Here is a 24,669-nt window from a genome sequence, read left to right on the forward strand (position 1 = left end):
TCGCGCTGCCCCGACCCGGTTGCACCGGGCGGCTGCTGCAGCGCGCGTGTGCGGCCTCGTGCCGCGTCCCCGCCCGTCCTCCTTGAGAGTCACCGAGAGGTCCCGTCATGCCGTCACCACCAGAGCGGTCGGAGGTCGTCGTGCGTCCCGCGACACCCGCCGACGTCGAGTTCACCGCCCGATCCCACCGCCATCACCTCCCGCACGGCCTGTTCCCGCTGCTGGGCGAACCGTTCATGCGCCGCTGGCACGCCACGTTCCTGGACGCACCCCACGGGGTCGCGCTCGTCGCCGTCCAGGCCGGCACCACCGGAGAGCGCCGGGTCGGGTTCCTGGTGGGGGCCGTCGACCAGGTCGCACACGTCCAGCACGTCGTGCACCGGCACCGCTGGCGCCTCGGGATCGTGGGTGCCTTGTCGCTGCTCATCCGGCCCCGCCTCGCGCTCCACTTCCTGCAGACCCGCGCACCCTCCTACCTCCGCCGCCTCACCGGCCGACCGGCCGTCCCGGCCTCGCAGGAGCACCTCCACGGAGACTCCGGCACCCGCCGCACCGGCGGTCGTCCCGACCCCATCGCCGTCATCACGGCTGTCGCCGTCACCCCGGACGGTCGCGGTGCCGGGGTCGGTGCGGCCCTCGTGGCTGCCTTCGTGGCCCGTGCTCACGCGGCCCGCACCCCTCAGGCCCAGCTCGCCACCCTCGCCGGGACCGACGGCGCCGGGCCGTTCTACGAGGCGCTCGGCTGGCAACGCGGCGACGTCCACCCGACCCGGGACGGCGCGCTCATGGCCACGTACCACCTGCCGATCGACGGTCCGGACCGGGGCGACCCGGTACCCGCGTCCAACGCGGAGCAGATCTTCCAGGAAGGGCCCTCCCTGCATGACCAGCAGCACCCGTGAGTCGATCCGGCGAGGGTCCCGACGCCGGGCGACCGCCCTGCTGGGCGGCGTGATGGCCGTAGCCGTGCTGGCGGGGTGCGGCGGGTCCCAGGGATCGCTCGACGCGGGCTCGCCCGTCCCGGGCACGCCACCACCCGCAAGCACCTCTGCGGGACCCACGCCTACGCCCATCCCGACCCCCACGCCCACGCCCACGCTGGCGGCCTCGCCGGCCTGGGAAGCCGGTCCCGGTGAGGTCGAACCCGAGGTGAAGCTGACGGCGACCCGGTTCGTGGAGCTCGTCGGCACGTGGAGCGACGGTCAGGGGGACCAAGCCGCCGCGGGGGGTCGGTTGGCCCGCGCGGCGTTGGATCCCGCGCTGGCCGGGCAGGCCCAGGAGCTGCTTCACGAGCAGGCCGTGGCTGCGTCCGTCACCGTCGACTACCCCCAGTACGGGGGGCTCACCACGACAGCCGCCAGCGTCATGACCCTGCTGACGCAGCACCTCCTGCTGCCCGGCGGGGACCGCGTCGAGCGCCAGACCGTGCTTGACATCCGGCTCGGGCGGACGTCGGTCGAGGACCCGTGGCAGGTGCAGGCGGTCTCACCCGACCCCACCGGGCCCGCGGCCGGGGAGGTCTCGCCCGCCGCGCTGCAGGTCCTGGACAACCCGAACCTGAGGCTGCCCGAGCCTGCCGTGCGCGATATCGAGGAGGGCCGCATGGACGACGCGCTCCTGACGCTGCTGAACGGGTTGGGCGCGGACCACGTCCTCGACGTCCACGTCCTGTACCGCGGGCACCCGACCAACGTCTTCGACACCGAGCGCGCGTCCAACCACTCGGTGGGACGGGCCTTCGACATCTGGGGGATCGACGGCGGGCTGGTCGTGGACCCCGAGATGCCTCAGCCGTTGCTGGAGCAGGTCATGCTCCGGGCTGCTGCGCTGGGCGCCACGGAGGTCGGCGGCCCGTTCGACCTCAACGACGAACGGCCAGGGTTCTTCACCGACCGGGTCCACCGGGACCACATCCACGTGGGCATCAGTGCAGGCCGCCCCCCCGCGCAGCCATGACGGCACCGAGAGCCGCTCCAGCCGTGAGCCTGCGGATCCTCGCCTGCGGGGCGGCGACACCGACCACGTCGGGCTGAGGCACCCGCAGGGTGGTGGCTACGGGGGCGGCGGGATGTCGAACCCGGGAGGCGGGTGGCCGTGCGTGGACTCGTACCAGACCGCGTACCCGGCGACCGCGGTCGGCAGGGTGGGGAAGACCCGGTCGGCCCCGATCCTGTCCAGGAATCCGCTGGCCGCGAGGGGGGTGCGCAGGTCCTCCTTGACGCGGGCGAGCGCCAGGTCGACCCCCATGTCGCCGAGGGTGAGCCTGAGCGAGTCCAGGGCGTCGACCGCCGTCAGGTCCACCTCGGTGTTCGCCTCGACGTTGAGCAGCAGCCAGTGGACCGGGCCCTTGCCCTGCGCCTCGTTCACGCTGTCCAGCGCGCGCACCAGGAAGTTGGCGGAGTTGGCGAAGAACAGCGGTGAGTCGTACCGGTAGACGACGAGCCCGGGCACCTGCACCGCTCGCGGGTAGTCGTCGATGTCGTGCATGCCGGCGACGCCGGGGACGTAGCCGAGGACGCCGTCGTGGGGGTTGACGATGCGGCGCAGCAGGTCGAGCAGTGACAGCGTGATCGCCGCACCGATCCCGCCGAGCACGCCGAGGGTCAGGACCGCGACCGTGGTCGCGACGGCCAGGACGAGCTCGCTGCCGCGGAAGACCGCGAACCGGCGGAACTCGGCGATGTCGATCAGGCGGATCGCGGCGTACACGACGACACCGCCGAGCGCCGCCTCGGGGAATGCGGCCAGCACCGGCCCCAGCCAGAGCAGGGTCGCGACCACGAGCCCCATCGACACCAGCGAGTGCAGCTGCGTGCGAGCACCCATGCTGTCGGCGATCGCGGTGCGGCTCCCGCTCGAGCTGACCGGGAAGCCCTGGAACAGCCCGGCGACGACGTTCGCACCCCCGAGGGCGAGGAGCTCCTGGTTGCTGTCGATCTGCTCCCGCCTCCTCAGGGCGAACGCCCGCCCGGTGAGGACGTTGTCGGAGTACGCGACGACCGCCACCCCCAAGGCCGCGGGCGCGAGCTGCCACAGGTCGACCGACGCGACCTGGGGGATGCGGAGCTCCGGTAGCCCCCGGGGCACCTCGCCGACGAGGACGATCCCGTGGGTGGTGAGGTCGAAGAGCTGCACCACCGCGGCCGCCGCGAGCATCGCGATGAGCGGGCCGGGCCAGTGGCGGGCGTAGCGGTGGAAGGCCACCATGACGACCACCGTCGTCAGGGCCAGCGTCAGGGTGGGGACGTGCACGTCCGCCAGGTGGGTCGCCGCGAACCACAGCTCGCCGAGGGTGCTGGCCTCGACCTCGATGCCCACGATCTTGTCGAGCTGGCTGACGACCATGAGCACCGCGATGCCGGCCATGTACCCGACGAGGACGGGCTTGGACAGCAGCTCGGCGAGGAAGCCGAGCCGCAGGAGGAAGCCCAGGACGCACAGCAGGCCGACGGCGACGGCCAGGAGCGCTGCGACGTCGGAGGGTCCGACCGACCCCGCTCCGGCGGCGATGATCGCCGCGATCCCGGCCGCGGTCATCAGTGCGGTCGTCGACTCCGGGCCGATGGAGAGCTGACGTGAGGTGCCGAGCACCGCGTACACGAGCAGCCCGGGAAGGACCGCCCAGAGCCCGGTGACAGGCGGGAGGCCGGCGACCTCCGCGTACGCGAGCACCTGCGGGACGAGGTAGGCGGCGACGGTCACCCCCGCCAGGACGTCCCCGCGCAGCCAGGTCCGCTCGTAGCGGCGGAGCACCGCCAGGCCCGGCAGGAAGCGGGCCCAGCCGGGGGCCTCGCCGTTGCCCTTCCCGATGCTCCGGGCGGCCATCGCTCTCCTGCTCCAGTGCCGCACCCTCGTGGCGCGCCTCGGGGGCGAGTGTATGGAGCGTCGGCCTGCCCCGACCGGCGGCTCGGGACCATCGTCCTGTCCCGGGTGGGGTCGCGTCTGCTTACCTGGTCGGACCGCGACGGGAGGAGACGGCGTGATGGACCGTCAGGCGACCCGCTGCCGGCCCACCCCCGAGTGGGTGAGCACCTATGACCGGTGAGCCGCGTGGCACCTTCTCCGTCCGGGACTCTCCCGCGACGGTGGGCCTCGCCGGACTCAACGTCCTGGCGTTCGCCCTGCTCACCACCGCCCCCGGGCTGCGCGAGGTGCTCGGCCTCAGCGACGGCTGGGCGGGCCTCTCGGAGCGGCCCTGGGCGCCCGTCACGGTCATGTTCACCAGCGAGAACCTGCTGCACATGGTGCTGGTGGTCGGGATGCTGCTGCTCTTCGGTCGTGAGGTGGAACGAGCGCTCACGCCAGGCTCGCTGGTCGCGATCTACGTCGTGTCGGGCCTGGCCGGGAGTCTGGTGATGGTCGCGGCGACCGGGCCGAGCGGCTTCGACGGCACGGCACTGGGCGCATCTGCGGCCGCCATGGGCGTCGTGGGCGCGCTGGCGGTCCTCCCGGCGCAGGCTCGACGGTTTCGGGTCGGACCCCTGATCGGGGTGGTCCTGCTCGTCAACATCGTGGGGCCGCTGCTCGATGACACGCTGCACTGGATCAGCACGTTCGGGCACCTGGCCGGGCTGGCCGCCGGCGCCGCCTGTGCCTACCCGAACCGTCGGCGGGCCGACCGGCGCAGTCATGCCGAGGAGAGGGACGTGCTGCGAGCCGCGCTCGAGTCAGCGGTCCGTGCCCCTTCCGGGCACAACACCCAGCCCTGGTCCTTCCGCCTGGGCGTGGACCAGGTCGAGCTGTACGCCGACCGCACCCGAGCCCTACCGGTCGTCGACCCCGACGACCGAGCCCTGATCATCAGCTGCGGGGCTGCACTCGCGTTCCTCCTCGTCGGCCTGCGCGCCACCGGCTTCGCCGGCGACCTCGTCCGCTCGCCGGACCCGGACCAACCTGACCTGCTCGCCCAGGTCGGGCGGGGCCACCCGCGCACCCCCACCGAGCGCGATCTGCAGATGTTCGCCGCCATCGACCGACGACACACCGACCGGGCCCCGTTCCAGGGCCGCGCCGTCCCCGAGGACGTCCTCGCTGCGATGACCGCCGACGCGGACCGGTTCGGCATCACGCTCCACGTAGCCCTCGACGACGCGGCGAAGCAGCGGGTCGGAGCCCTCGTCGCCGACGGCGACCGGGCGCAGATGGCCGACCCCCGCTTCCGCGACGAGTTGGCCGCCTGGGTGCGCTCCAACTACACCCGACGTGGCGACGGCATGCCCGGGTATGCGTTCGGTGTACCCGGTCTGCCCTCCCTCGTCGGACCGCTCATCATGCGCGGCGTCGACATGGGCGACCGTCAGGCGCGCAAGGACTCGCAGCTCGCCGCTACCGCACCGGCGCTCCTGCTGCTCACCTCCACCGGCGACACCCCGTCGGACTGGCTCGCCGCCGGTCAGGCGGTCGCCTCGCTCCTGCTCACGGCGACCTCCGCCGGCCTGGCCGCGTCCTTCCTGAACCAGCCGATCGAGACGACCGCGCTCCGCGGTCCGCTGGCCGAGCTGTTCGACGCCGCCGGCGCGCGGCCGCAGCTGCTCCTCCGGCTCGGCTACCCGGACACCGCCGCCCGGCCCACGCCGCGACGTCCCGTCGATTCGGTCCTGACCCATTCCGACGCTCTGCCCGACGGGGCGGCCGGAGACTCGAACGGGGACGCTGGCGGCTGAGCCAGGAGCGACGCACCCGTGGGCGCGGAGGCGTCAGGCGTCGGCGATCGTCTCCAGCTCGGCCCGGACCGCGGCGGCGAGGGCGGCGACGTCGGTGACCACGTCCGGGTCGGTGGTCACGGTCACCGTGAGGGTGCCGGCGTAGGACACGGCGGTGAAGGACGCGCCGATGTTGCCGCCGGGGCTGGTGAGGGGGACCAGGCGGAGCACGGGCAGCCCGGCCACGGTCAGTGGGTCCGTCGGGCCACGGACGTTGCTGAGGAAGGAGTTGACCAGGCGTTGCCGGTTGGTGAGCCACTGCACCAGTCCGACCGCGGCCAGCAGCCGGAAGAACGGGGCGACGGACGCGGAGGAACGGCCGTGCTGCTTGGTGCGCCGGGTGGCGAGGGACACCGATGCCAGCCGCTGCTGCACCGGCCCGTGCACCGGGAGGCGGACCGGCATCACGCCGACCCGGTTGCCCGGGGAGCCGCTGGTCGTGGCCGTCCGCGCTGAGACGGGCACGGAGACGACCAGCTCCGCCACGCGTTCGCCGCGCTGCTGGAGCACCGCCGCCAGCCCTGCCACCACGGCCACGAGCAGGACGTCGTTGACCGTGGCGCCGTGGCGCCGTCCGCCTGCCTTCACCTCCGCCAGGTCGACGTCCACGGTGGCGATCCGCCGTCGCGGACCCGTGGGGACGTTGAGCGAGCACCGGGGCGCCGGGCGGCCCATGGTCAGCACGAGGTCGACCCCGCCGCGGCCGACACGGCTCGCCCCCACGACCAGGCGTCTCAGCGCGGTCCGACGGTGGGCGCCGTCCTGCGCCGGGTCTCGACGTCTGTGCCCAGGTCCGGACGCGGCGGGCGTCGGTGGCAGGGCCGTCGTGCCGGCCGTGAGCTGGGCCAGGAAGGTCATGGCCCCGACCCCGTCCGCGACGACGTGGTGCAGGACCAGGACCAGGCCGAGCCGGCCGTCCTGCAGGCCGGTGACGAGGACGGCCCGCCAGAGCGGCCGGTCCCGGGGGAGTGGTCGCAGGACGGCCTGCACCGCCGCGGCGTGCAGAGCCGCGGTGTCGCCCGGCGCTGCACTCGTCGTGCGGGTGAGGTGAGCCCGGGGATCGAACCCGGTGACCTCGTCCCAGTACGGGCGGCGACGCAGCCACGACGTCGGTTCGACGAGCCGCTGCCGCAGACGCGGGATGCGGAGCAGCCGCCGGACCAGCTCCTTCTCCAGCTGGGCGAGGTCCGGCTCCACCCGCGCGTCGAGCACCAGGAGCACGCCCACGTTCGCTGGTACCGGCCCACGGTCCACCGCGAGCTGCACCAGGTCGTCGCCGCGCAGCAGCTCCCTCACGGCGCACCGCCGACAGCGACGACGTCGAGAGCTCGGCACCACATGAGACATCCTCCACCCAGCGCAGCAGCCCGTAGCCGACCCGACGGCACCTCGTCGGGGCGTCGGTCGACGTCCGACGCGCGGTAGGGGACCTCGGTCCCGGTCGTGAACCTGCCGAGGTGTCGATGGTGCCGATGTCGTAGGTGAGGCAGCTCTGGTGCGTGGCGAGGCAGCGCCGATGGCGTCGCGTGTCTGTGCCCCGGGCCGAGTCGGGTGCCGGGTCGCTGTGCTGATCGGGACCTTCGTCCCGACGGGCTCCGTCAGCGGCACCTAGCGTGCAGCACAGGGGAGGCTCGGGCCTGGCGAGCCGGACAGGACGGAGTGCCGACGGGGCTCCTGGTCCTGTGCCCGCCTCGCGTCCGGCGCTGTCGGGATGGCCCGGCTGCCGGCGGGTGGCTGACGGCCCCCCCGGGCGCAACAGCCGCTCACCCGTCCCTTTCGTACCAGCCAGGAGATGACTGTGCTCACCCAGCAAACCCGTGCCGTCGTGGAAGCAACGCTGCCGGCTGTGGCCGACAACATCGAGGAGATCGCGCGCCGCTTCTACGCCCACATGTTCGACGCCCGGCCCGAGCTGATGGACGGGTTGTTCAACCGTGGCAACCAGGCCCAAGGGGCCCAGCAGGTGGCGCTCGCGGGCTCGGTGGCCGCGTTCGCCACCGCGGCCCTGCAGAACCAGCTGCCGGAGCAGCTGCTCATGAGGATCTCGCACAAGCACGCGTCGCTCGGCCTGCGCCCGGACCAGTACCAGGTGGTCCACGACCACCTGTTCTGGGCCATCGCGGACGTCCTGGGCGACGCCGTGACCCCTGAGGTCGCAGCGGGCTGGGAGGAGGTGTACTGGCTGATGGCAGAGCTGCTGACCAGCCAGGAGCGCGGTCTCTACAGCGCCCGCGGCGTTCGTCCTGAGACGGTGTGGCGCGACTGGGAGGTCGTGGAGAAGCGGCGCGAGACCGACGACGTGGTGACCTTCCTGGTCCGCCGCAAGGACGACCGCCTCGTCAAGACCTCCCTGCCCGGGCAGTACGTCTCGGTGAAGATGCTCATGCCGGACGGTGTGCACCAGCCCCGCCAGTACAGCCTCACCCGTGCCGACGACGGCGAGCACCGGCAGTTCACGGTCAAGCGCGTGCACGGTGCGGGCCTTCCGGACGGCGAGGTGTCGAACCTGCTGCACGACTCCGTCGGCGTGGGGGACACCGTCACGCTCTCGGTGCCGTTCGGCAACGTCGTCCTGGACGACTCCGGGCGGCCGCTGGTCTTCATCAGCGCGGGCATGGGCATCAGCCCCATGGCGGGCATGCTCTCGCACCTGGTCTCGGCCGGTTCGTCCCTGCCCATCCTGCTGCTGCACGCCGACTCCGACGAGGGGTCCTTCGCCCTGCGGGACCAGGTCCTCGCCGACGTCCAGGAGCTGCAGGACGCCAGCGTGCACGTGTGGTTCGAGAACGCCGCCGAGACCACCTTGGCGGTCGACGGTGTGCACGCCGGCTTCCTCGACCTGAACGAGGCGCCGCTGCCCGAGTCGGCGATCTTCTACCTCTGCGGTCCGCTCCCATTCATGCAGGCGGTCCGGACCGCGTTGCTGGATCGTGGCGTGATCGCCCACGACATCCAGTACGAGGTGTTCGGGCCGGATCTGTGGCAGGCCGACAGCGCGACGGAGCCAGCACCGGCGCCGATCGCGAGCGTGTAGTCGCTCTCACGCCCGAGGGGCAGAGGGAGGCGGCCCCAGCGCTGGCTGAGCGCTGGGGCCCTGTCGGGTGATACGTCAGACGCGGGTGGCCCGTCGGGCACCGGCTCGACCGAGCCTCACCCGTTCGGGGGGGGTATCGGGCGCCCGGCCGGGACCTGGGTCCCGGGAACGCCTCGAGGGCGCCGCTCGAGGTCGGGTCCGTCGGTCATGGCGGCTGGTTCGCCGCCGACCCGGGTGCCTTGCGGATGCTGCTCCAGAACGCGTCGGCCCAGACGCGGTGACCGCGGTCGGTGGGGTCGTGGATGCGGGCGCCGGAGCTGCTCAGGTTGATGACCTGGACCGCTGTGCCGGTCCGTTCACGCAGGCGTTGGGCCAGCAGGCCGACGTAGCCGCGGTCCGGCCGGCTGGCGCCGACGCCCTGGGCGGTGGAGTCGCCCAGGGCGACGTACAGCAGTCCGCCGGGGTCACCCTGCGGGCCCGACCAGAACTCGCGGGCCCGCTCGATGCCGCGGGTGACCCGCACGAGCTTGACCCCCCAGAGGACCAGACCGGCCAGGGCGAGCAGCCCCGCACCGTCGCGTGCAAGGTCCGTGGGCGTCCGAGGAGTCACAACGTGGTGCCCAGCAGGCTGCCGATGGCGTAGGTGAACGCCATGCCCGCTGCGCCTCCGATGACGATCCGGACGACGGCCCGGGTGCGCCTGGCGCCACCGATGGTGGCCCCGAGCGCGCCGGCGAGAGCGAGCGCGATGAGCACGACGACGAACGTGACCGGCACCCGAACGGTCTGCGGCAGCAGCACGATGGCGGCGAGCGGGAGCAGCGCACCGAGCGAGAAGGCCAGTGCGGACGCCCCGGCGGCGTGCCAGGGGCTGACGAGGGCGTGGGGGTCGATGCCGAGCTCCGCGTCGGCGTGGGCGGCGAACGCGTCCTTGGTGGTCAGCTCGCGGGCTGCGCGCCAGGCGGTGTCGGCGGACAGTCCTTTCGCCTGGTAGATCCCGGCGAGCTCGGCGCACTCCGCGTGGGGGTTCGCGGCGATCTGCCGGCGTTCCTCCTCCAGGAGGGAGCGCTCGCTGTCGCGGGAGCTGCTCACCGACACGTACTCGCCGACGGCCATCGACACCGCCCCCGCCACGAGGCCGGCGACCCCGGCCGTCAGGATGGGGCCGGTGGCGCTGGTCGCCCCGGCCACCCCGATCACCAGGCCCGCCGTGGAGACGATCCCGTCGTTGGCCCCCAGCACCCCGGCGCGCAGCCAGTTCAGTCGCACCGCCGTGCCGCCGCGGTCGTGCGGGGCGTCCGGCGGGTCGAGGAGGGTCTCCGGGGAGGCCGCCACGTCAGGTCTTCCTGGCGACCGTGAGGAGCACCGCGGAGTCCTCGATCGCGTCGAGGCTGTGCCGCGCGTCGGGGATGATGAGCAGGTCCCCGGGAGACCCCTCCCAGCTGTCGTCACCGGAGTGCAGCGTCACGCGAGCGCGGTCTTGAGCAGCTGGCGGACCAGGGCGGTCAAGGACGACTTGTTCATGGGGTGCCTCTCGGTTCGAGATCTGCGTGGCGGTCGTGGGCGACCGTGGTCGACTCGGTGAGCCGATCGGTGATGCGGTCCCACGCGGGCCCGTCCAGGGCGGTCGCGGCGGCGGGGAAGATGCCGTTGTCCTCGCGCTCGATGTGGGCGTCCAGCAGACGCAGGAGTGCATCCAGGCCGGTGAGGTCGCCGCGGCGTACTTCGTCGACGGCGGCGTCGAGGGTGACGTGCTCTCCGCAGAGCGCGTCGATGTGGGGGGCGAACTCGGGGTCGTCGTGCAGCTCGTCGAACAGGCCGCGTTCCTCGTCCCGCACGTGCGGGTCGAGGAGTCCGGCGAGGGCGGCGACCCGGGCCGCGACGTCGTCGGGCCCGCCGGTGGCGGCCGCCCGTCGCAGGTCACCGGCGGCGTTCCGGATCGCCTCGTGCTCCGCCATGAGCCGACCGATGACGGTGATGTCCTCGCAGCCGCAGTAGCTGCACACGTCAGGGACGCCCCTGGGGGCGTGGCACCCGGTCGTGGTGGGGGGACGGCGGTCGAGACCTCGGGTGGGGGTCGTGAGTGGTCGCCGCCGCACGAGGGCTCGGGCCCCAGCCGTGCACGTCAGCGGCGCCGGGCCGAGGCGCCGACCTGGTCCCACCCGGGCCGCGTCGCCCGGGACCCCTGCCGGACGTCGCGGCTGCGGTAGACGACGTAGGGCCGCCACAGGTAGCCGACGGGTGCGCTGAACACGTGGACGAGCCGGGTGAACGGCCACAGCGCGAACAGCAGGAAGGCGGTCAGGGCGTGCGCCTGGAACCCGATGGGCGCCCCGGCCATGAGCTCGGGCTGCAGGTCCAGCAGGAAGATGCCGCGGAACCAGACCGACACGGTCTCGCGGTAGTCGTACTCGGCGAAGACGTTCGCGACGATGGTGTTGCCCAGCCCGAGGACCATGACCAGGCCCAGGGCGAACCACATGAGCTTGTCCATCCTGGTGGTGGCGGCGAACACGGGACCGGTGGTGCGCCGGCGGTAGATGAGGATGGCGGCCCCCACGACGCTGCAGACGCCCGCGACGGTGCCGACGCTGATCGCCATGTAGTGGTACGCCGACTGGGACAGGCCGACGGCCTCCGTCCACGACTTGGGGATGCCGAGGCCCATGACGTGGCCCAGGAACACCGCGAGGATCCCGAAGTGGAACAGCGGGCTGCCGATGCGCAGGAGCTTGCTCTCGTACATCTGCGAGGAGCGGGTGGTCCAGCCGAACTTGTCGTAGCGGTAGCGCCACAGGTGCCCGCCGACGAAGATCGCGAGGCAGACGTAGGGGACGACGACCCAGAGCAGGACGTCGGTCGGTTCGTTCATGTGCGGGCTCCCATGTAGTCCGGCGGTGCGAACGGTTCGAGGCCGACGTCCTCGCCGGGGGGACCCTCGGCCGCGAGGCGGGCGACGGCCGCGCGGTCGTCGCCCTGCAGGGCCGGCAGGCTCTTGGTGATGGCCCGCAGGGCCCCCACCCAGGGGGACCCGGCGTCGGCCAGCGACAGCCGCAGCAGCTCCAGGCCGGCCCGGTTCTCCAGCAGCAGGCGACGGCCGGTGTCCAGGTCCGACGTGGCGGCGAACTCCAGGACCACGCACAGGTGGTCGGGCAGCTCGTCGGGCAGCAGCGTGAGTCCGGCCGCCTGGTAGGCCTGCTTGAACTGCAGCAGCGCCACGCCACGCTTGCGGGTGTCGCCGTAGGCGAAGTAGGTGAGGAACAGGCAGCAGCGTCGTCGCAGGTCGAACGTGGCGACGTACTCCGCCGCCAGCATCGTCGGGTCGGCGCTCGCGAGGTACTCCAGCAGCTCGGCCAGGTCGGTGCGCGACCACCGCGGCAGGTCCGCCAACGCCGGCCGCAGCCAGTCGAGCTCGTCGAGCAGGGCCTGGTCCGGGTAGCTCATCAGCCGTCCGGCCATGGCGTAGGTCAGTGCGGTGCCGTGCTTGCCCGCGAGGCTCATGCGCGCGGTCCCTTCGTCTCGCCGGGGAACAGACCGTTCGGGTTGCCCTTGCCGTCCCAGTTCAGGAGGTTGACCCGGCGGGACTTGTCCGCCGGGTCGGTGGTGGACTCCGTGGTCTGGCGGACCTTGAGGGCGTGGAAGCTCTCCTGCGCGACGGAGGCCTGTCCGCCCGAGCCCTCGCCGAACGGTCCGGACCCGGTCATGCCGGGCCCACCGTCCACGTCGAGGCTGCACTCGGTGGCCAGCTCCTCCAGCCCGTGCGCCTGCTCGGCGTGGGCCGGGGGGATGACGTAGCGCTCGTCGTACTTGGCCAGCGCCAGCAGCCGGAACATGTCGTACATCTCCTCCTCGGTCATGCCGACCGAGGCGGGGATGGAGGCGTCCGGGTCGCGGCCCATGTTGATGTCGCGCATGTAGGACCGCATCGCACCGAGCCGCTTGAGGACCGCGGTCACCGGCTCGGGGTCACCGGCGGTGAACAGCTCGGCCAGGTACTCCACCGGGATGCGCAGGGTGTCGATGGCGGCGAACAGGTTGCGGGTGTCCTCGGCATCGACCCCGGTGCCGGCGACCACGTCGACCACCGGTGACAACGGCGGGATGTACCAGACCATGGGCATCGTCCGGTACTCCGGGTGCAGCGGCAGGGCGACCTCGAACCGGTTGATCAGGGCCCAGATCGGGGAGCGTTGCGCGGCGGTGACCCAGTCGCGCGGGATCCCGGCCTTCTCGGCCTCCCGGATCACCTCGGGGTCGTCCGGGTCGAGGAACACCGCCCGCTGCGCCGCGAGCAGGTCGTGCTCGTCCTCGACCGACGCCGCGTCCAGGACGGCGTCGGCGTCGTACAGGACGAGGCCGATGTAGCGCAGCCGCCCGACGCACGTCTCGGCGCACACGGTGGGCAGCCCCACCTCGATGCGGGGGAAGCAGAACGTGCACTTCTCGGCCTTGCCGGTCCGGTGGTTGAAGTAGATCTTCTTGTACGGGCAGCCCGTGACGCACTTGCGCCAGCCCTTGCAGCCGTCCTGGTCGACCAGGACGATGCCGTCCTCCTCGCGCTTGTAGATCGCCCCGGACGGGCAGGAGGCGACGCAGGAGGGGTTGAGGCAGTGCTCGCAGATGCGGGGCAGGTAGAACATGAAGGTCTGCTCGAACTCGAGCTTCACGTCCGTCGACAGCTTGGCCAGGATCGGGTCGGCCGAGATGAGCTTCGGTCCGCCGGCGAGGTCGTCGTCCCAGTTGGCCGACCACTCGATCTTCATGTTCTCGCCGCTGATCAGCGACTTGGGCCGGGCCACCGGGGTGTGCTCCTGAGCCGGGGCGTTCGTGAGCGTCTCGTAGTCGTAGGTCCACGGCTCGTAGTACTCGTTCATCGACGGCATCTTGGGGCTGGAGAAGATGGTCAGCAGGTTCTTCAACCGGCCGCCGGCCTTGAGCTGGAGACGACCGCGCCTGGTCCGCGTCCAGCCGCCCTTCCACCTGTCCTGGTCCTCGTAGGTGCGGGGGTAGCCCTGACCGGGCCGGGTCTCGACGTTGTTGAACCAGACGTACTCCACCCCGGTCCGGTTGGTCCACGCCTGCTTGCAGGTGACCGAGCAGGTGTGGCACCCGATGCACTTGTCGAGGTTCATCACCATCGACATCTGGGCCATGACACGCATCAGTACTGCACCTCCTGCGAGCGGCGACGGATCACGGTGACCTCGTCACGCTGGTTCCCGGTGGGGCCCAGGTAGTTGAACGCGTACGACAGCTGGGCGTAGCCCCCGATGAGGTGGCTCGGCTTGACCAGCAGGCGGGTGAGCGAGTTGTGGATGCCGCCGCGCTTGCCGGAGGTCTCCGACCGGGGGACGTCGATGAGGCGGTCCTGCGCGTGGTACATGAACACGGTCCCCTCGGGCATCCGGTGGGAGACGATCGCGCGGGCGACGACGACGCCGTTGCGGTTGACCGCCTCGATCCAGTCGTTGTCCTCGACCCCGACCTTGGCCGCGTCCGGCACGCTCATCCAGATCGTCGGCCCGCCCCGGGACAGGCTGAGCATCAGCAGGTTGTCCTGGTACTCGGAGTGGATGGACCACTTGTTGTGCGGGGTCAGGTACCGCACGGTGATGCCGAGCTCGCCGTTGTGCCCGACCTGGGGCTCGCCGAACAGCGCGTTCATGTTGAGCGGGGGCCGGAACACGGGCAGGTTCTCGCCGAGCTCGGACATCCAGTCGTGGTCCAGGTAGAAGCTCTGCCGCCCGGTGAGCGTGTGCCAGGGCTTGAGCCGTTCCACGTTGATGGTGAAGGGCGAGTACCGACGACCGCCGTGCTCGGTCCCCGACCACTCCGGCGACGTGATGACGGTGACGGGCCCGGCCTGGGTGTCCTTGAAGGTGACCCGCTTGCCCTCGTGCTCGGCGGCCAGGTCGGCCATCTTCGTGCCGGTCCGCTCCTCCAGGGAGTGGAAGCCCTGCACGGCCAGTCGGCCGTTGGTCGTGCCCGACAGCGCCAGGATCGCCTCGCAGGCGTGGATGTCACGCGCCAGCGACGGCCGGCCCTTGCCGGCACCGTGGCGGACGGTCCCGTTGGTGTGCCGCAGCCGCTCGACCTCCTCGTCCACCCGGAACGTGACGCCCTTCGTCGTCGCGCCCAGGGTGTCCAGCAGCGGGCCGAGGGACGCCATCTTGTCCGCGACCGCGGCGTAGTCCCGCTCGACCGCGACGAGCTTGGGCATCGTCTTCCCGGGCACCGGTTCGCAGTCCCCGGCCTTCCAGTCCTGCACCACCCCGTGCGGGTTGGCCAGCTCGTCGACGGTGTCGTGCGTCAGGGGGACCGCGACCACGTCGCGCCGGACGCCGAGGTGGGTCGCGGCCTGGCGGCTGAACTCCTCGGCGAGGGTGGCGAAGGCGTCGAAGTCGGTGCGGGTCTGCCACGGCGGGGCGATGGCGGGGTTGAAGCTGTTGACGAACGGGTGCATGTCGGTGGTGTTGAGGTCGTGCTTCTCGTACCAGGTCGCCGCGGGCAGGACGACGTCGGAGAAGATGGTCGTGCTGGTCATCCGGAAGTCCAGGCTCAGCAGCAGGTCGAGCTTGCCGGTGGGGGCCTCGTCGTGCCAGACCACGTCCGTGGGCCGCTGGTGCGGTTCGGCCTCGGTGGCCCGCAGCGACGCGTCGGTCCCCAGCAGGTGGTGCAGGAAGTACTCGTTGCCCTTGCCCGAGCTGCCCAGCAGGTTGGCCCGCCAGACCGTCAGCACGCGGGGGAAGTTGCCGGGTGAGTCCGGGTCCTCGGCCGCGAAGCGGAGCCGGCCCGCCTTGAGCTCGCGGGGGACGAACTCCGCCACGGGCAGCCCGGCCGCCTCGGCGTCGTCCGTGAGCGTGAGGGGGTTGCGGTCGAACGTGGGGTAGGAGGGCATCCACCCCATGCGGGCGGACTGCGCGATGACGTCGGCGGTGGACTTGCCCGCGAGCTGCCCGCCCGCGGTGGCCGAGGCGAGCGTGTCCGCGCCGAACGGGTCGTAGCGGAACTGGTCGGAGTGCAGGTACCAGTACGCGGTCTGGATCATGGTTCGGGGCGGTCGGGACCAGTCGAGCGCGTTCGCGAGCTGGGCGTGCCCGGTGACGGGGCGGACCTTCTCCTGCCCGACGTAGTGCGCCCAGCCGCCGCCGTTGACGCCCTGGCAGCCGGTGAGGGTGGTCAGGGTGAGGAAGGCCCGGTAGATCGTGTCGGAGTGGAACCAGTGGTTGGTGCCGGCCCCCATGAGGATCATGGACCGCCCCTTGGACTCCTCGGCGTTGGCCGCGAACTCCCGGCCGATCCGTTCCGCCTTGGCGGCGGGGACTCCGGTGATGGTCTCCTGCCAGGCGGGGGTGCAGGGCTGGGACGCGTCGTCGTACCCGGTGGGCCACACGCCGGGCAGCCCCGCGCGGGACACGCCGTACTGGGCCAGCAGCAGGTCGTAGACGGTGGTCACCAGGTGACCGCCCACCCGGCGCACCGGCACGCCCCGGTGCACCACGTCGGCGGAGCCGTCCGGGGCGTCGAAGCGCGGCAGGTCCAGCGGGACACCCCCTTCGGAGGTGGCCTCGTCGTAGACGCTGAGCAGCGGGTCCACCTCGGACAGGTCGAGGTTCCAGCGGCCCTTGCCCTCCTCGCCGAACCGGAAGCCCAGCGACCCGTTGGGGACGACGGGCTCGCCGGTGGCGGCGTCGAGGAGCACGGTCTTGAAGTCGGCGCCCTCGCCGGTGTCGCCCAGGTCGGAGGAGGTGAGGAACTTGCCCGGCACGAAGCTGTCACCGCGCGGCTCGAGGCGGACCAGGAACGGCAGGTCGGTGTAGGTCTTGACGTAGGAGTCGAAGTACGGCGTGCGTCGCTCGACGAAGAACTCCTTCAGGGTGACGTGGCCCATCGCCATGGCCAGGGCCCCGTCGGTGCCGGGCGCGGCCGCCAGCCACTCGTCGGCGAACTTGGTGTTGTCGGCGAAGTCGGGGGAGACCACGACGACCTTCTGCCCGCGGTACCGGGCCTCGGTCATCCAGTGCGCGTCGGGGGTCCGGGTCACCGGCACGTTGGAGCCCCACATGATCAGGTAGCCGGCGTCCCACCAGTCCCCGGACTCCGGGACGTCGGTCTGGTCGCCGAACACCTGCGGGGAGGCCACCGGCAGGTCGGCGTACCAGTCGTAGAACGACAGCATCGCGGCGCCGATCAACGAGTAGAAGCGGGCCCCCGCCGCGTGGGAGACCATCGACATCGCCGGGATCGGCGAGAAGCCCGCGATCCGGTCCGGGCCGTAGGTCTTGATGGTGTGCACGTGCGCGGCGGCTGCGAGCTCGACCGCTTCGTCCCAGCCCGCACGGACGAGTCCACCCTTGCCGCGCGAGGCCTTGTACCGGGCCGCGCGCTCGGGGTCGCCGACGATGTCCGCCCACGCCAGCACCGGGTCGCCGAGACGCGCCTTGGCCTCGCGGTACATCTGCAGCAGCACGCCACGGACGTAGGGGTACCGGATACGGGTGGGGGAGTAGGTGTACCAGGAGAACGCCGCGCCCCGGGGGCAGCCGCGGGGCTCGTACTCCGGGCTGTCGGGACCGACGGAGGGGTAGTCGGTCTGCTGGGACTCCCAGGTGATGATCCCGTCCTTGACGTAGATCTTCCACGAGCAGCCACCGGTGCAGTTGACCCCGTGCGTGGAGCGGACCACCTTGTCGTGGCTCCACCGGTCCCGGTAGAAGCTGTCCGCGTCGCGGCCGCCGCTCTTGTGCAGGGTGCGCAGGTCGAGGGAGACGGTGCTGCCGCGGAAGAACCGCCGGGCCTTGAGCAGCGCCTCGGTGACCTCACCGTCCAGGCCCGCGCTCGCCGGCAGGGAGTGCGTCGTCCGTGCCGGTGTCGTCGTGTCCTCGTAGACCACAGGTACCCCCAGGGAAGGCCAGCTGATGGCTCCTGCGGGTCCGGGCAGGGACACGCCTCGCGACGTGCTGCTCGGACAGTACCCCTGTGCTCGAACCCGCGGTGGAGCCGGAACGGCGTCCGCGTCCGGAGGTCGACGTCGATCTCGTGGGCGGACCTGCACCAGCCTCGACCCACGGGGAGGCAGAGCCCGGGACCTAGGTCCCGGGGGGCTGTTCTGGTCGCCCCGACGATAGCCGTGGAGTCCACTGCCACCACCGATCAGACGGAGCACCTGGTCCACATGTCCACACCCGCACCCGTTGCCGCGACGACGTCGGAGCCGGCTCCCACCGGGTCGGGCCGTGTCCTCCTCCTCTCGACCGTCGCCTTCACGCTGCTGTTCGCCGCGTGGTTGATGTTCGGCGTGCTGGGCCTGCCCATCCGCGACGAGTTCGGCCTGTCCGACGTGCAGCTGTCGTGGCTGTCGGCGGTGGCGATCCTCAACGGGGCGCTCTGGCGTCTGCCCGCCGGGATCCTGGCCGACCGGTTCGGCGGACGGGTCGTGTTCCTCGTCCTCCTGCTGTCCACGGCGGTGTTCTCGTACCTGGTCGCCCAGGCGGACAGCTACGCCATGCTGCTCGTCCTGGCGTTCTGCGTCGGTTTCGCGGGCAACGCCTTCACCGCCGGCATCGCGTGGAACTCGGCGTGGTTCCCCCGCCACAGGCAGGGCTTCGCCCTCGGGGTTTTCGGCGCCGGCAACGTCGGCGCCTCGGTCACCAAGTTCATCGGCCCGGTGCTCATAGCCGCCACCGCGGGCGGCACCGTCTTCGGCGTGGTGCAGGGCGGGTGGCGGCTCGTCCCGGTGATCTACGCCGTGCTCCTGCTGGTGACCGCGGTCCTGCTCTGGGTGCTGACGCCCCGCCACGACCGCAAGCCGGGACAGGGCCGCGGCCTGCGCGAGCAGCTGCGGCCGCTGCGCCAGCTGCGGGTCTGGCGCTTCAGCCTGTACTACGTCGTGGTGTTCGGCGCGTACGTCGCCCTGTCGGTCTGGCTGCCCAAGTACTACGTCGACAACTTCGACGTGTCGCTGGCGACGGCGGCGCTGCTCACCGCCACCTTCATCTTCCCCGCCAGCCTGCTGCGTCCGCTGGGTGGCTGGATCTCCGACCGCGTGGGCGCCCGACGGGTCATGTACTGGACCTTCGGGATCATGCTGGCGACGCTGTTCCTGCTGATGATGCCGAACGGCTACATCGTCGTTCAGGTGTCGGAGTCCTTCGACCCGTCCGGCACCGCCGAGGTGCTCCCGTACGCCCTCGGCGTCGTGCCCTTCGCGCTGCTGGTGTTCCTGCTCGGCTGCGCGATGGGTATCGGCAAGGCCGCGGTGTACAAGCACATCCCCGAGTACTTCCCCGGGCAGGTCGGCTCCGTGGGCGGGCTCGTCGGGATGCTCGGTGCGCTGGGGGGCTTCTTCCTGCCGCCGCTGTTCGCCTACTCGACCGCCTGGACGGGCCTGCCGTCCTCGACCTTCTTCGTCCTGTTCCTTCTCACCGGGGTGAGTGCGGTCTGGATGCACCTCACCGTCGTCCACATGCTGCAGCAGCAGTCACCGGGTCTGTCGGACCACTTCGAGACACCTGAGCTGATGGAGGCCACGAGCCGATGAGCCGCACGCACAACACCGGGGTCCCCGCGCGCACCGGCAAGGAGTGGCTGCAGGGGTGGGACCCCGAGAACGAGGAGACCTGGGACAAGGCCCTCGCCTGGCGGACCCTGTCCATCACCACGTTCACCCTGACCCTGGCCTTCGTGTCCTGGTTCATCGCCAGCGCGCTGGCCCCCAGGCTGAGCAACCTCGGCTTCGACCTGACCCAGAACCAGCTCTACTGGCTCGTCGCCGTCCCGGGGCTGTCGGCCGGACTGCTGCGCCTGGCGTGGATGGTGCTGCCACCCATCGTCGGCACCCGTCGACTGGTCTCGCTGACCACCCTGCTCCTGCTGATCCCCCTCGTCGGGTGGGGCATCGCGGTGCAGAACCCGGACACCAGCTACGCCTGGCTGCTCACGCTGTCGTTCCTGTCCGGCATCGGCGGCGGCGCGTTCTCCGGCTTCATGCCGTCCACCTCGTACTTCTTCCCCCGCCGGTTGCAGGGCACCGCGATGGGCCTGCAGGCCGGCATCGGCAACTTCGGGGTGTCGCTGGTCCAGTTCGTCACCCCCTGGATCATCGGCTTCTCCATGATCGGCTTCCTGGGAGCGTCGCAGACCGCCACCTTCCCGGGGCGGGACGACCAGGAGGTCTGGTACCAGAACGCGGCCTACATCTACGTGCCGTTCGTCGTCATCGGCGCCGTGCTGGCCTGGACGCTGCTCAAGAGCGTCCCGATGCAGGTCAACGTGCGCCAGCAGTTCGACATCTTCCGCAACCAGGACACCTGGTGGATGACGATGCTCTACGTCATGACCTTCGGCACCTTCGCCGGGCTGTCGGGCCAGTTCGGCCTGCTCATCAAGAACCTGTTCGGCGGCGGCAACCCCGAGATCGCCCGGGCGCTGGCCGACGGCACCACCGAGCTCCTCGTCGCCGGGTACGTCCTGCCGGACCCCGTGGCGTACGCCTTCTACGGTCCCCTGGTCGGCGCGGGGGCCCGGGTGCTGTTCAGCCCGCTCACCGACCGCTACGGCGGCGCGCGCTGGACCCTGGTGAGCGGCATCGGGATCCTGCTCTCGGTGCTCTACACCAGCCAGCAGCTGTCCCCGGACGTGGCCGCCGGTGCCGCGGCGATCGAGGCGGAGTTCACACGCTTCTTCGTCGGCATGATGGCGATCTTCCTGTTCACCGGGATCGGCAACGCCTCGACCTTCAAGCAGATGCCCATGATCTTCGAGCGGCGTCAGGCCGGCGGCGTGATCGGCTGGACCGCGGCGATCGCCGCGTTCGGGCCGTTCTTCTTCGGGATCGGGCTCACGCTGGTCAGCCCCGAGACCTTCTTCTACGTCGGTGTCGCCTTCGCTGCCCTGTGCATCGCCGTGACGTGGTGGCGCTACGCCCGCCCGGGAGCACCCAAGCCCTCCTGACCGCGGCCGGCACCCGGTGCGGGCGCCTGCAGGGGCAGCGCCTAGGCCGGCGTGGACCCGCCCGGGTCCGGCTGGCTGACGAGAGCTGATCGCCTGCCCGGGCTCGACCCGCCGCCCGTCAGAACTTGGGGTAGAGCTCCGTCGTCCCGATGAGGATCGGGTAGTTGTAGCCGCCCGCGCCGTCGGCGGCGAACATGCCCCGGAGCGTGTACCCGGACAGCTTGTAGTACTGGATCGCCTGGTTGGCGGCGGCCGTCAGCTCACCCTCGCTCGTGCTCGTCAGGAACTTGGTGAGGCCGGTGAACGGGGTCGTGATCCAGCGGCCCCGGAGCTTGTACCACGAGTTGTCGGCGTTCAGCCCCCATTGCCAGGTCACGTCGGAGCCCTTCTCCACGTAGCAGGCCAGCGAGGTCGTTGTTTCACCGGCATTCCCGCCGGTCAGGGCCGACGGGCCCACGAGCTGACCCGCAATCGACCGCGTTGCCACCGCGTTGTAGGTCATTGGTTCCTCCTGATGAATGGGGATGAACGCTTCATCCATTACGGGTGAAATTAGTCCCGACTCGGCATCACCCTCTGATGCCGGACTGCGGACCCGCCGCTGGCCAGCAGTTTCGTGGCCCTCGCGCATGGAGTCAAGCCCCACTTTCCTGGTCTGACCGCCAGTCGGAACTGACTTTCAGACTCTATTGACGGGGTGCATCGACTGCTATTGACTCACTCGCGTTGGGTTTCCTGTCGACGATTTGAGGACTGGCCGTGGAGAGTTGCGAGCACGTAGCGGTAGGTAATGCGATCAAGCTGACATCTGCGGATGGCATGCAGACGTCGGCCGCTGACACCCCCCTCCCGGTCGGGGCGACGACGCTGCGCTACGGCCAGCTGATCGCGCTGGGTGGCGACTTCTACGGGGTGGGCGCGCAGGCCGCCTCGCCGGGGCACCCGGCGTTGGAACCGCTCACGCCCATCTCCTCCGCCCAGTACCCCGAGCAGGCCTTCTCCTCGGCGTACCTCACCCTGGCCGGGGCCCCGAGCGCCGAGCTGAGCGCGATCCTCACCGTGATGGCTGAGGAGCAGAAGGCCATCGACGAGGCGAGGAGCGCAGGCAACCAGCCGTCGACCGCGTACGAGAAGCTCGGCGACACCCTGTCCTTCAAGTGGAACGAGATCACCGGCGGCGGGCCCGCGTCAGGCGGCAACTTCAGCATCGTGACCAAGCCCGGTCGGTACATCAACCTGGCCTCGGTGAACATGGACCACTTCGGCACCGACGCGGTCAAGGCGTACCTGGCCGGTCACGGTCTCGCGGTCCAGCAGGCGGCCCAGCTGCACGGGCACGACCCCAGCTCGCCGGCCGTCAGGATCAAGCTCCTGCAGGCCTACGGCTTCAACGCGTTCGCCGACCACTTCCTCACCGACCTCTTCGCGGCTGGTCACGTGCGCACCCCCCGGCGTGCGCTGTGGAGCACGCCCCTGACCATCGCCGGTGAGACCGGGCTGCTCGCGCGGGCCGCGCACAACGAGGAGAACCACGAGGGGCTGCACGTGCAGAACGCCCGGGGCGACACGTGGGTTGCCTACGGTGACGGCAAGGAGCTCGACGACGTCAACGCCGCCAACCTCGCCATGGCTGTCGCCGCGGTGCAGGCGTCGGCCGACGAGGTCTACCAGGCGTTCCTCACCGGCTCCAGCGCGATCCCGAAGCCGGCCGCCCTGCAGCTCACCCCCACGCTCGACTTCGCCGCGAAGCCCACACCGGGTGGCGTCAACCACGCGCCGTTGTTCTGGGCGGACGGTCAGGGCAACGTCCACCGGCGCGGCGGCGCGGTCGGCCTGTGGCCGGACAGGGACAACTACGACTACGTCTACCCGTTCTCCGACGCCGAGATGTTCGCCCAGATCAACCAGATCATGAGCGGCGGCACCACCACCACATCGGTGGCCTGCTACTTCCAGAAGGGCCAGTCGGTGACCTGGCAGTGGGGCCTGAACAGCGACCACTCGTGGTTCGCGCTGAACGGGTACTGGATCACGACCCCCCACACCCGGCTCACGAAGTTCGTCACGGCCACCACCGAGGCCGACATGGTCGCGGCCGCCAACCGGGCGATGGACTACTACAAGCTGGCGGGGTACTCGCTCATCGCCGTGTTCGCGGCGGACAAGTCTGCCGGCTTCAACTACCCCATCATCGTGGGCGACGCCGAGCTGTACCCGACGTACTAGCCGCTCACGCCCTCGTGACCTGCGGCGACGCTGCTCAGGTGGGGGGAGCGGGTGACGGGGATCGAACCCGCAGGACCAGCTTGGAGGCGAGGTCAGCCCTTGAGGAGCTCGGGCTGCGCTTCGCCGGCCGACGATGCCTACACGAGCGCTCGGGCCCGCTCCTGCCGGCCTTCGCGGGTGAGGTGCGCGGGCGCGCACGTGTGACAGTGCAACCGCCGTCCCGGGAGGGCGACCTCATGGCGAATCCCGATGCTGTGGACCGCCTTCACGACCGGTCCGACCAGCGCTCGGTCTCGCTGGGTCAGTTGCCCGGTCCGTCGGAGCCGGCCGGGTACTCCTGCATGGGGACGTCGTCGGAGGCCCAGGCGGCGAGGATGGGCTCGACGATCCGCCAGCTCTCCTCGGCCTCGTCGCCCCGGATCGACAGGGTCGGCTCACCGCCGAGGATCTCGGCCAGCAGTCGGCTGTAGGGCGGCAGGTGCTGCTCGGCGAAGCCGGCGTGCAGGGTGGCGCGCTCGAGGTCGAAGGGGTCCCCGGCGCCGTTGAGGTTGATCTCGAGACCGATCTGGTCGGGCTCGAGCGAGAACCGCAGCACGTCGGCGGGTGCGTGCTGGTCGAACGGCTGATGCGCCGCGGGGCGGAAGTGCAGGGCGATCTCCTGCCGGTCCTGGCCCAGGGCCTTGCCGCTCCGCAGTCGGAAGGGGACGCCGGCCCACCGCCCGTTCTGCACCGACAGGGTGACGTCGGCGTAGGTCTCCGTGCGCCGGGCGGGGTCGACGCCGTCCTCCGCGACGTAGGCCGGCACGTCACCGGAGTCCGTGCGTCCAGCGACGTAGCGTGCTCGCCGCGCGTGCGAGGCCATCTGATTCGACGCGGGCGCTCGGACGGCCCGCAGCACGTCGACCTTGCGGTCGCGCAGGTCCCGCTCACCCAGAGTCGTCGGCGGTTCCATCGCCACCAGGGCGAGCAGCTGCAGCAGGTGGTTCTGCACCATGTCCCGTAGGGCACCGGCGTGGTCGTAGTAGCCGGCCCGGCCCTCCAGGGCGAGGGTCTCGTCCCAGACGATGTCGACCCGGTCGACGTGCAGGCTGTTCCACACCGGCTCGAAGATCCGGTTGGCGAAGCGCAGCCCCAGGATGTCCAGCACCGTCTGCTTGGCCAGGAAGTGGTCGACGCGGAACACCTCGCTCTCGTCGAAGAGCGGGCGGATGTCGTCGTTCAGTCGCCGTGCGTCGGCCTGGTCGACGCCGAACGGCTTCTCCACGATGAGCCGGCTGCCTGGGCGCAGCTGCAGCTGCGAGAGCGCCTGCACGGTGGGCCGGAAGACGGCGTTCGGCAGCGCCAGGTAGACCGCTGCTGCGGTCTCCTTCAGCTCGGGGAGGACGTCGCGGAGCTGGTCGGCGGACGTGACGTCGGCCCGCCGGTAGGACACCCGTCGCAGGACCGCATCGGCGTGGGCGGGCTCCAGGTCGGGCAGGTGGCGTTCGAGCCGTTCCCGGGCGATGGCCCGGAACGAGTCGTCGGTCTCCTCGCCGCGGTCGACGGCGAGCACCCGCAACGAGCCGGACATCTCTCCCGCGGCCGCGAGGCGGGCCAGTGCGGGCACGAGGTAGCGGCCGGTGAGGTCGCCGCTCGCGCCGAGGATGACGAGGGTGTCGATCATGGCGGTGTCTCCTGAGGTCGACGGGTGGGAGCGGGACCGCAGAGGCACTGTCGACTCGACGGTGGTGGGGGGGGGGGGGGGGGGGGGGGGGG

Annotated in this window: 19 protein-coding genes; 7 read left to right on the forward strand and 12 right to left on the reverse strand. The window is 71.3% G+C overall.

What is annotated here, in order from left to right; translation table 11 throughout:
• Positions 1-107 precede the first annotated feature (107 nt).
• Positions 108-902 carry a GNAT family N-acetyltransferase gene (locus ACR80Q_RS04775; protein ID WP_435376410.1) on the forward strand — a complete coding sequence of 265 codons (795 nt, stop codon included), beginning with the start codon at positions 108-110 and terminating at the stop codon, positions 900-902.
• The gene (locus ACR80Q_RS04780; RefSeq protein ID WP_435376411.1) at positions 883-1,956 is read left to right on the forward strand and encodes a hypothetical protein; all 1,074 of its coding nucleotides are present in this window, start codon (positions 883-885) and stop codon (positions 1,954-1,956) included. Before ACR80Q_RS04775 ends, ACR80Q_RS04780 begins: the two co-directional genes overlap by 20 nt.
• 96 nt (positions 1,957-2,052) lie before the next feature.
• Here ACR80Q_RS04780 and ACR80Q_RS04785 read toward each other — a convergent pair whose 3' ends face one another.
• Positions 2,053-3,825, reverse strand: a complete 1,773-nt coding sequence (locus ACR80Q_RS04785; protein ID WP_435376412.1) for a SulP family inorganic anion transporter — start codon at positions 3,823-3,825, stop codon at positions 2,053-2,055.
• 209 nt (positions 3,826-4,034) lie between these two features.
• Between ACR80Q_RS04785 and ACR80Q_RS04790 the strand changes: the two genes are divergently transcribed.
• Entirely contained in the window at positions 4,035-5,663 is a 1,629-nt protein-coding gene (locus ACR80Q_RS04790) for an Acg family FMN-binding oxidoreductase (RefSeq protein ID WP_435376413.1), read from the forward strand.
• A 33-nt stretch (positions 5,664-5,696) separates the two neighbouring features.
• On the opposite strand, the gene ACR80Q_RS04795 is transcribed toward ACR80Q_RS04790, so the two are convergent.
• The gene (locus tag ACR80Q_RS04795; protein ID WP_435376414.1) at positions 5,697-6,998 is read right to left on the reverse strand and encodes a wax ester/triacylglycerol synthase domain-containing protein; all 1,302 of its coding nucleotides are present in this window, start codon (positions 6,996-6,998) and stop codon (positions 5,697-5,699) included.
• A 502-nt stretch (positions 6,999-7,500) separates the two neighbouring features.
• Between ACR80Q_RS04795 and ACR80Q_RS04800 the strand changes: the two genes are divergently transcribed.
• Positions 7,501-8,736 carry a globin domain-containing protein gene (locus tag ACR80Q_RS04800; RefSeq protein WP_435376415.1) on the forward strand — a complete coding sequence of 412 codons (1,236 nt, stop codon included), beginning with the start codon at positions 7,501-7,503 and terminating at the stop codon, positions 8,734-8,736.
• 205 nt (positions 8,737-8,941) lie between these two features.
• Here ACR80Q_RS04800 and ACR80Q_RS04805 read toward each other — a convergent pair whose 3' ends face one another.
• The 8 genes from ACR80Q_RS04805 to ACR80Q_RS04840 all read right to left on the reverse strand — a co-directional run bounded on the left by ACR80Q_RS04805 (position 8,942) and on the right by ACR80Q_RS04840 (position 17,629).
• Positions 8,942-9,346 (reverse strand): SGNH/GDSL hydrolase family protein, encoded by a 405-nt coding sequence (locus ACR80Q_RS04805; protein WP_435376416.1) that lies wholly within the window; start codon positions 9,344-9,346, stop codon positions 8,942-8,944.
• Positions 9,343-10,071: a VIT1/CCC1 transporter family protein gene (locus ACR80Q_RS04810; protein WP_435376417.1), complete on the reverse strand. Its 729-nt coding sequence runs from the start codon at positions 10,069-10,071 to the stop codon at positions 9,343-9,345. The genes ACR80Q_RS04805 and ACR80Q_RS04810 overlap by 4 nt, the downstream gene beginning before the upstream one ends.
• A 1-nt stretch (position 10,072) precedes the next feature.
• Positions 10,073-10,204, reverse strand: a complete 132-nt coding sequence (locus tag ACR80Q_RS04815) for a cupin domain-containing protein (protein ID WP_435376418.1) — start codon at positions 10,202-10,204, stop codon at positions 10,073-10,075.
• A gap of 52 nt (positions 10,205-10,256) precedes the next feature.
• Entirely contained in the window at positions 10,257-10,742 is a 486-nt protein-coding gene (locus tag ACR80Q_RS04820) for a hemerythrin domain-containing protein (protein WP_435376419.1), read from the reverse strand.
• A 119-nt stretch (positions 10,743-10,861) separates the two neighbouring features.
• Positions 10,862-11,608: a respiratory nitrate reductase subunit gamma gene (gene narI, locus ACR80Q_RS04825; protein ID WP_435376421.1), complete on the reverse strand. Its 747-nt coding sequence runs from the start codon at positions 11,606-11,608 to the stop codon at positions 10,862-10,864.
• Positions 11,605-12,237, reverse strand: a complete 633-nt coding sequence (gene narJ, locus ACR80Q_RS04830) for a nitrate reductase molybdenum cofactor assembly chaperone (protein ID WP_435376422.1) — start codon at positions 12,235-12,237, stop codon at positions 11,605-11,607. Before narJ ends, narI begins: the two co-directional genes overlap by 4 nt.
• On the reverse strand, positions 12,234-13,898 hold the full coding sequence (gene narH, locus ACR80Q_RS04835; RefSeq protein WP_435376423.1) for a nitrate reductase subunit beta: 1,665 nt from the start codon (positions 13,896-13,898) through the stop codon (positions 12,234-12,236). The genes narJ and narH overlap by 4 nt, the downstream gene beginning before the upstream one ends.
• Positions 13,898-17,629, reverse strand: a complete 3,732-nt coding sequence (locus tag ACR80Q_RS04840; protein ID WP_435376424.1) for a nitrate reductase subunit alpha — start codon at positions 17,627-17,629, stop codon at positions 13,898-13,900. The genes narH and ACR80Q_RS04840 overlap by 1 nt, the downstream gene beginning before the upstream one ends.
• Positions 17,630-17,866: 237 nt before the next feature.
• On the opposite strand from ACR80Q_RS04840, the gene ACR80Q_RS04845 reads away from it, so the two are divergent.
• A complete protein-coding gene (locus tag ACR80Q_RS04845) occupies positions 17,867-19,276 on the forward strand; it encodes an MFS transporter (protein ID WP_435376425.1) in 1,410 nt (469 codons plus the stop codon).
• Positions 19,273-20,688 (forward strand): MFS transporter, encoded by a 1,416-nt coding sequence (locus ACR80Q_RS04850; RefSeq protein WP_435376426.1) that lies wholly within the window; start codon positions 19,273-19,275, stop codon positions 20,686-20,688. Before ACR80Q_RS04845 ends, ACR80Q_RS04850 begins: the two co-directional genes overlap by 4 nt.
• A 118-nt stretch (positions 20,689-20,806) precedes the next feature.
• On the opposite strand, the gene ACR80Q_RS04855 is transcribed toward ACR80Q_RS04850, so the two are convergent.
• Positions 20,807-21,190 carry a hypothetical protein gene (locus ACR80Q_RS04855; RefSeq protein WP_435376427.1) on the reverse strand — a complete coding sequence of 128 codons (384 nt, stop codon included), beginning with the start codon at positions 21,188-21,190 and terminating at the stop codon, positions 20,807-20,809.
• Positions 21,191-21,507: 317 nt separating this feature from the next.
• Here ACR80Q_RS04855 and ACR80Q_RS04860 point away from each other — a divergent pair, with 317 nt between their 5' ends.
• On the forward strand, positions 21,508-22,914 hold the full coding sequence (locus tag ACR80Q_RS04860) for a hypothetical protein (RefSeq protein WP_435376428.1): 1,407 nt from the start codon (positions 21,508-21,510) through the stop codon (positions 22,912-22,914).
• Between the two features lie 301 nt (positions 22,915-23,215).
• Here the strand turns inward: ACR80Q_RS04860 and ACR80Q_RS04865 are convergent, their stop codons facing one another.
• Positions 23,216-24,577: a glucose-6-phosphate dehydrogenase gene (locus ACR80Q_RS04865; protein WP_435376429.1), complete on the reverse strand. Its 1,362-nt coding sequence runs from the start codon at positions 24,575-24,577 to the stop codon at positions 23,216-23,218.
• Between the last annotated feature and the right edge of the window lie 92 nt (positions 24,578-24,669).

Source organism: Aquipuribacter aurantiacus, from assembly GCF_051216895.1.
Taxonomy (GTDB): Bacteria; Actinomycetota; Actinomycetes; order Actinomycetales; family JBBAYJ01; genus Aquipuribacter.

Coding starts and splice junctions, on each gene's coding strand:
- ACR80Q_RS04780 (WP_435376411.1), top strand. CDS start 883: ATGACCAGCAGCACCCGTGAGTCGATCCGGCGAGGGTCCCGACGCCGG.
- narJ (WP_435376422.1), bottom strand. CDS start 12,237: ATGAGCCTCGCGGGCAAGCACGGCACCGCACTGACCTACGCCATGGCC.
- ACR80Q_RS04785 (WP_435376412.1), bottom strand. CDS start 3,825: ATGGCCGCCCGGAGCATCGGGAAGGGCAACGGCGAGGCCCCCGGCTGG.
- ACR80Q_RS04855 (WP_435376427.1), bottom strand. CDS start 21,190: ATGACCTACAACGCGGTGGCAACGCGGTCGATTGCGGGTCAGCTCGTG.
- ACR80Q_RS04790 (WP_435376413.1), top strand. CDS start 4,035: ATGACCGGTGAGCCGCGTGGCACCTTCTCCGTCCGGGACTCTCCCGCG.
- ACR80Q_RS04775 (WP_435376410.1), top strand. CDS start 108: ATGCCGTCACCACCAGAGCGGTCGGAGGTCGTCGTGCGTCCCGCGACA.
- narI (WP_435376421.1), bottom strand. CDS start 11,608: ATGAACGAACCGACCGACGTCCTGCTCTGGGTCGTCGTCCCCTACGTC.
- narH (WP_435376423.1), bottom strand. CDS start 13,898: ATGCGTGTCATGGCCCAGATGTCGATGGTGATGAACCTCGACAAGTGC.
- ACR80Q_RS04850 (WP_435376426.1), top strand. CDS start 19,273: ATGAGCCGCACGCACAACACCGGGGTCCCCGCGCGCACCGGCAAGGAG.
- ACR80Q_RS04865 (WP_435376429.1), bottom strand. CDS start 24,577: ATGATCGACACCCTCGTCATCCTCGGCGCGAGCGGCGACCTCACCGGC.
- ACR80Q_RS04860 (WP_435376428.1), top strand. CDS start 21,508: ATGCAGACGTCGGCCGCTGACACCCCCCTCCCGGTCGGGGCGACGACG.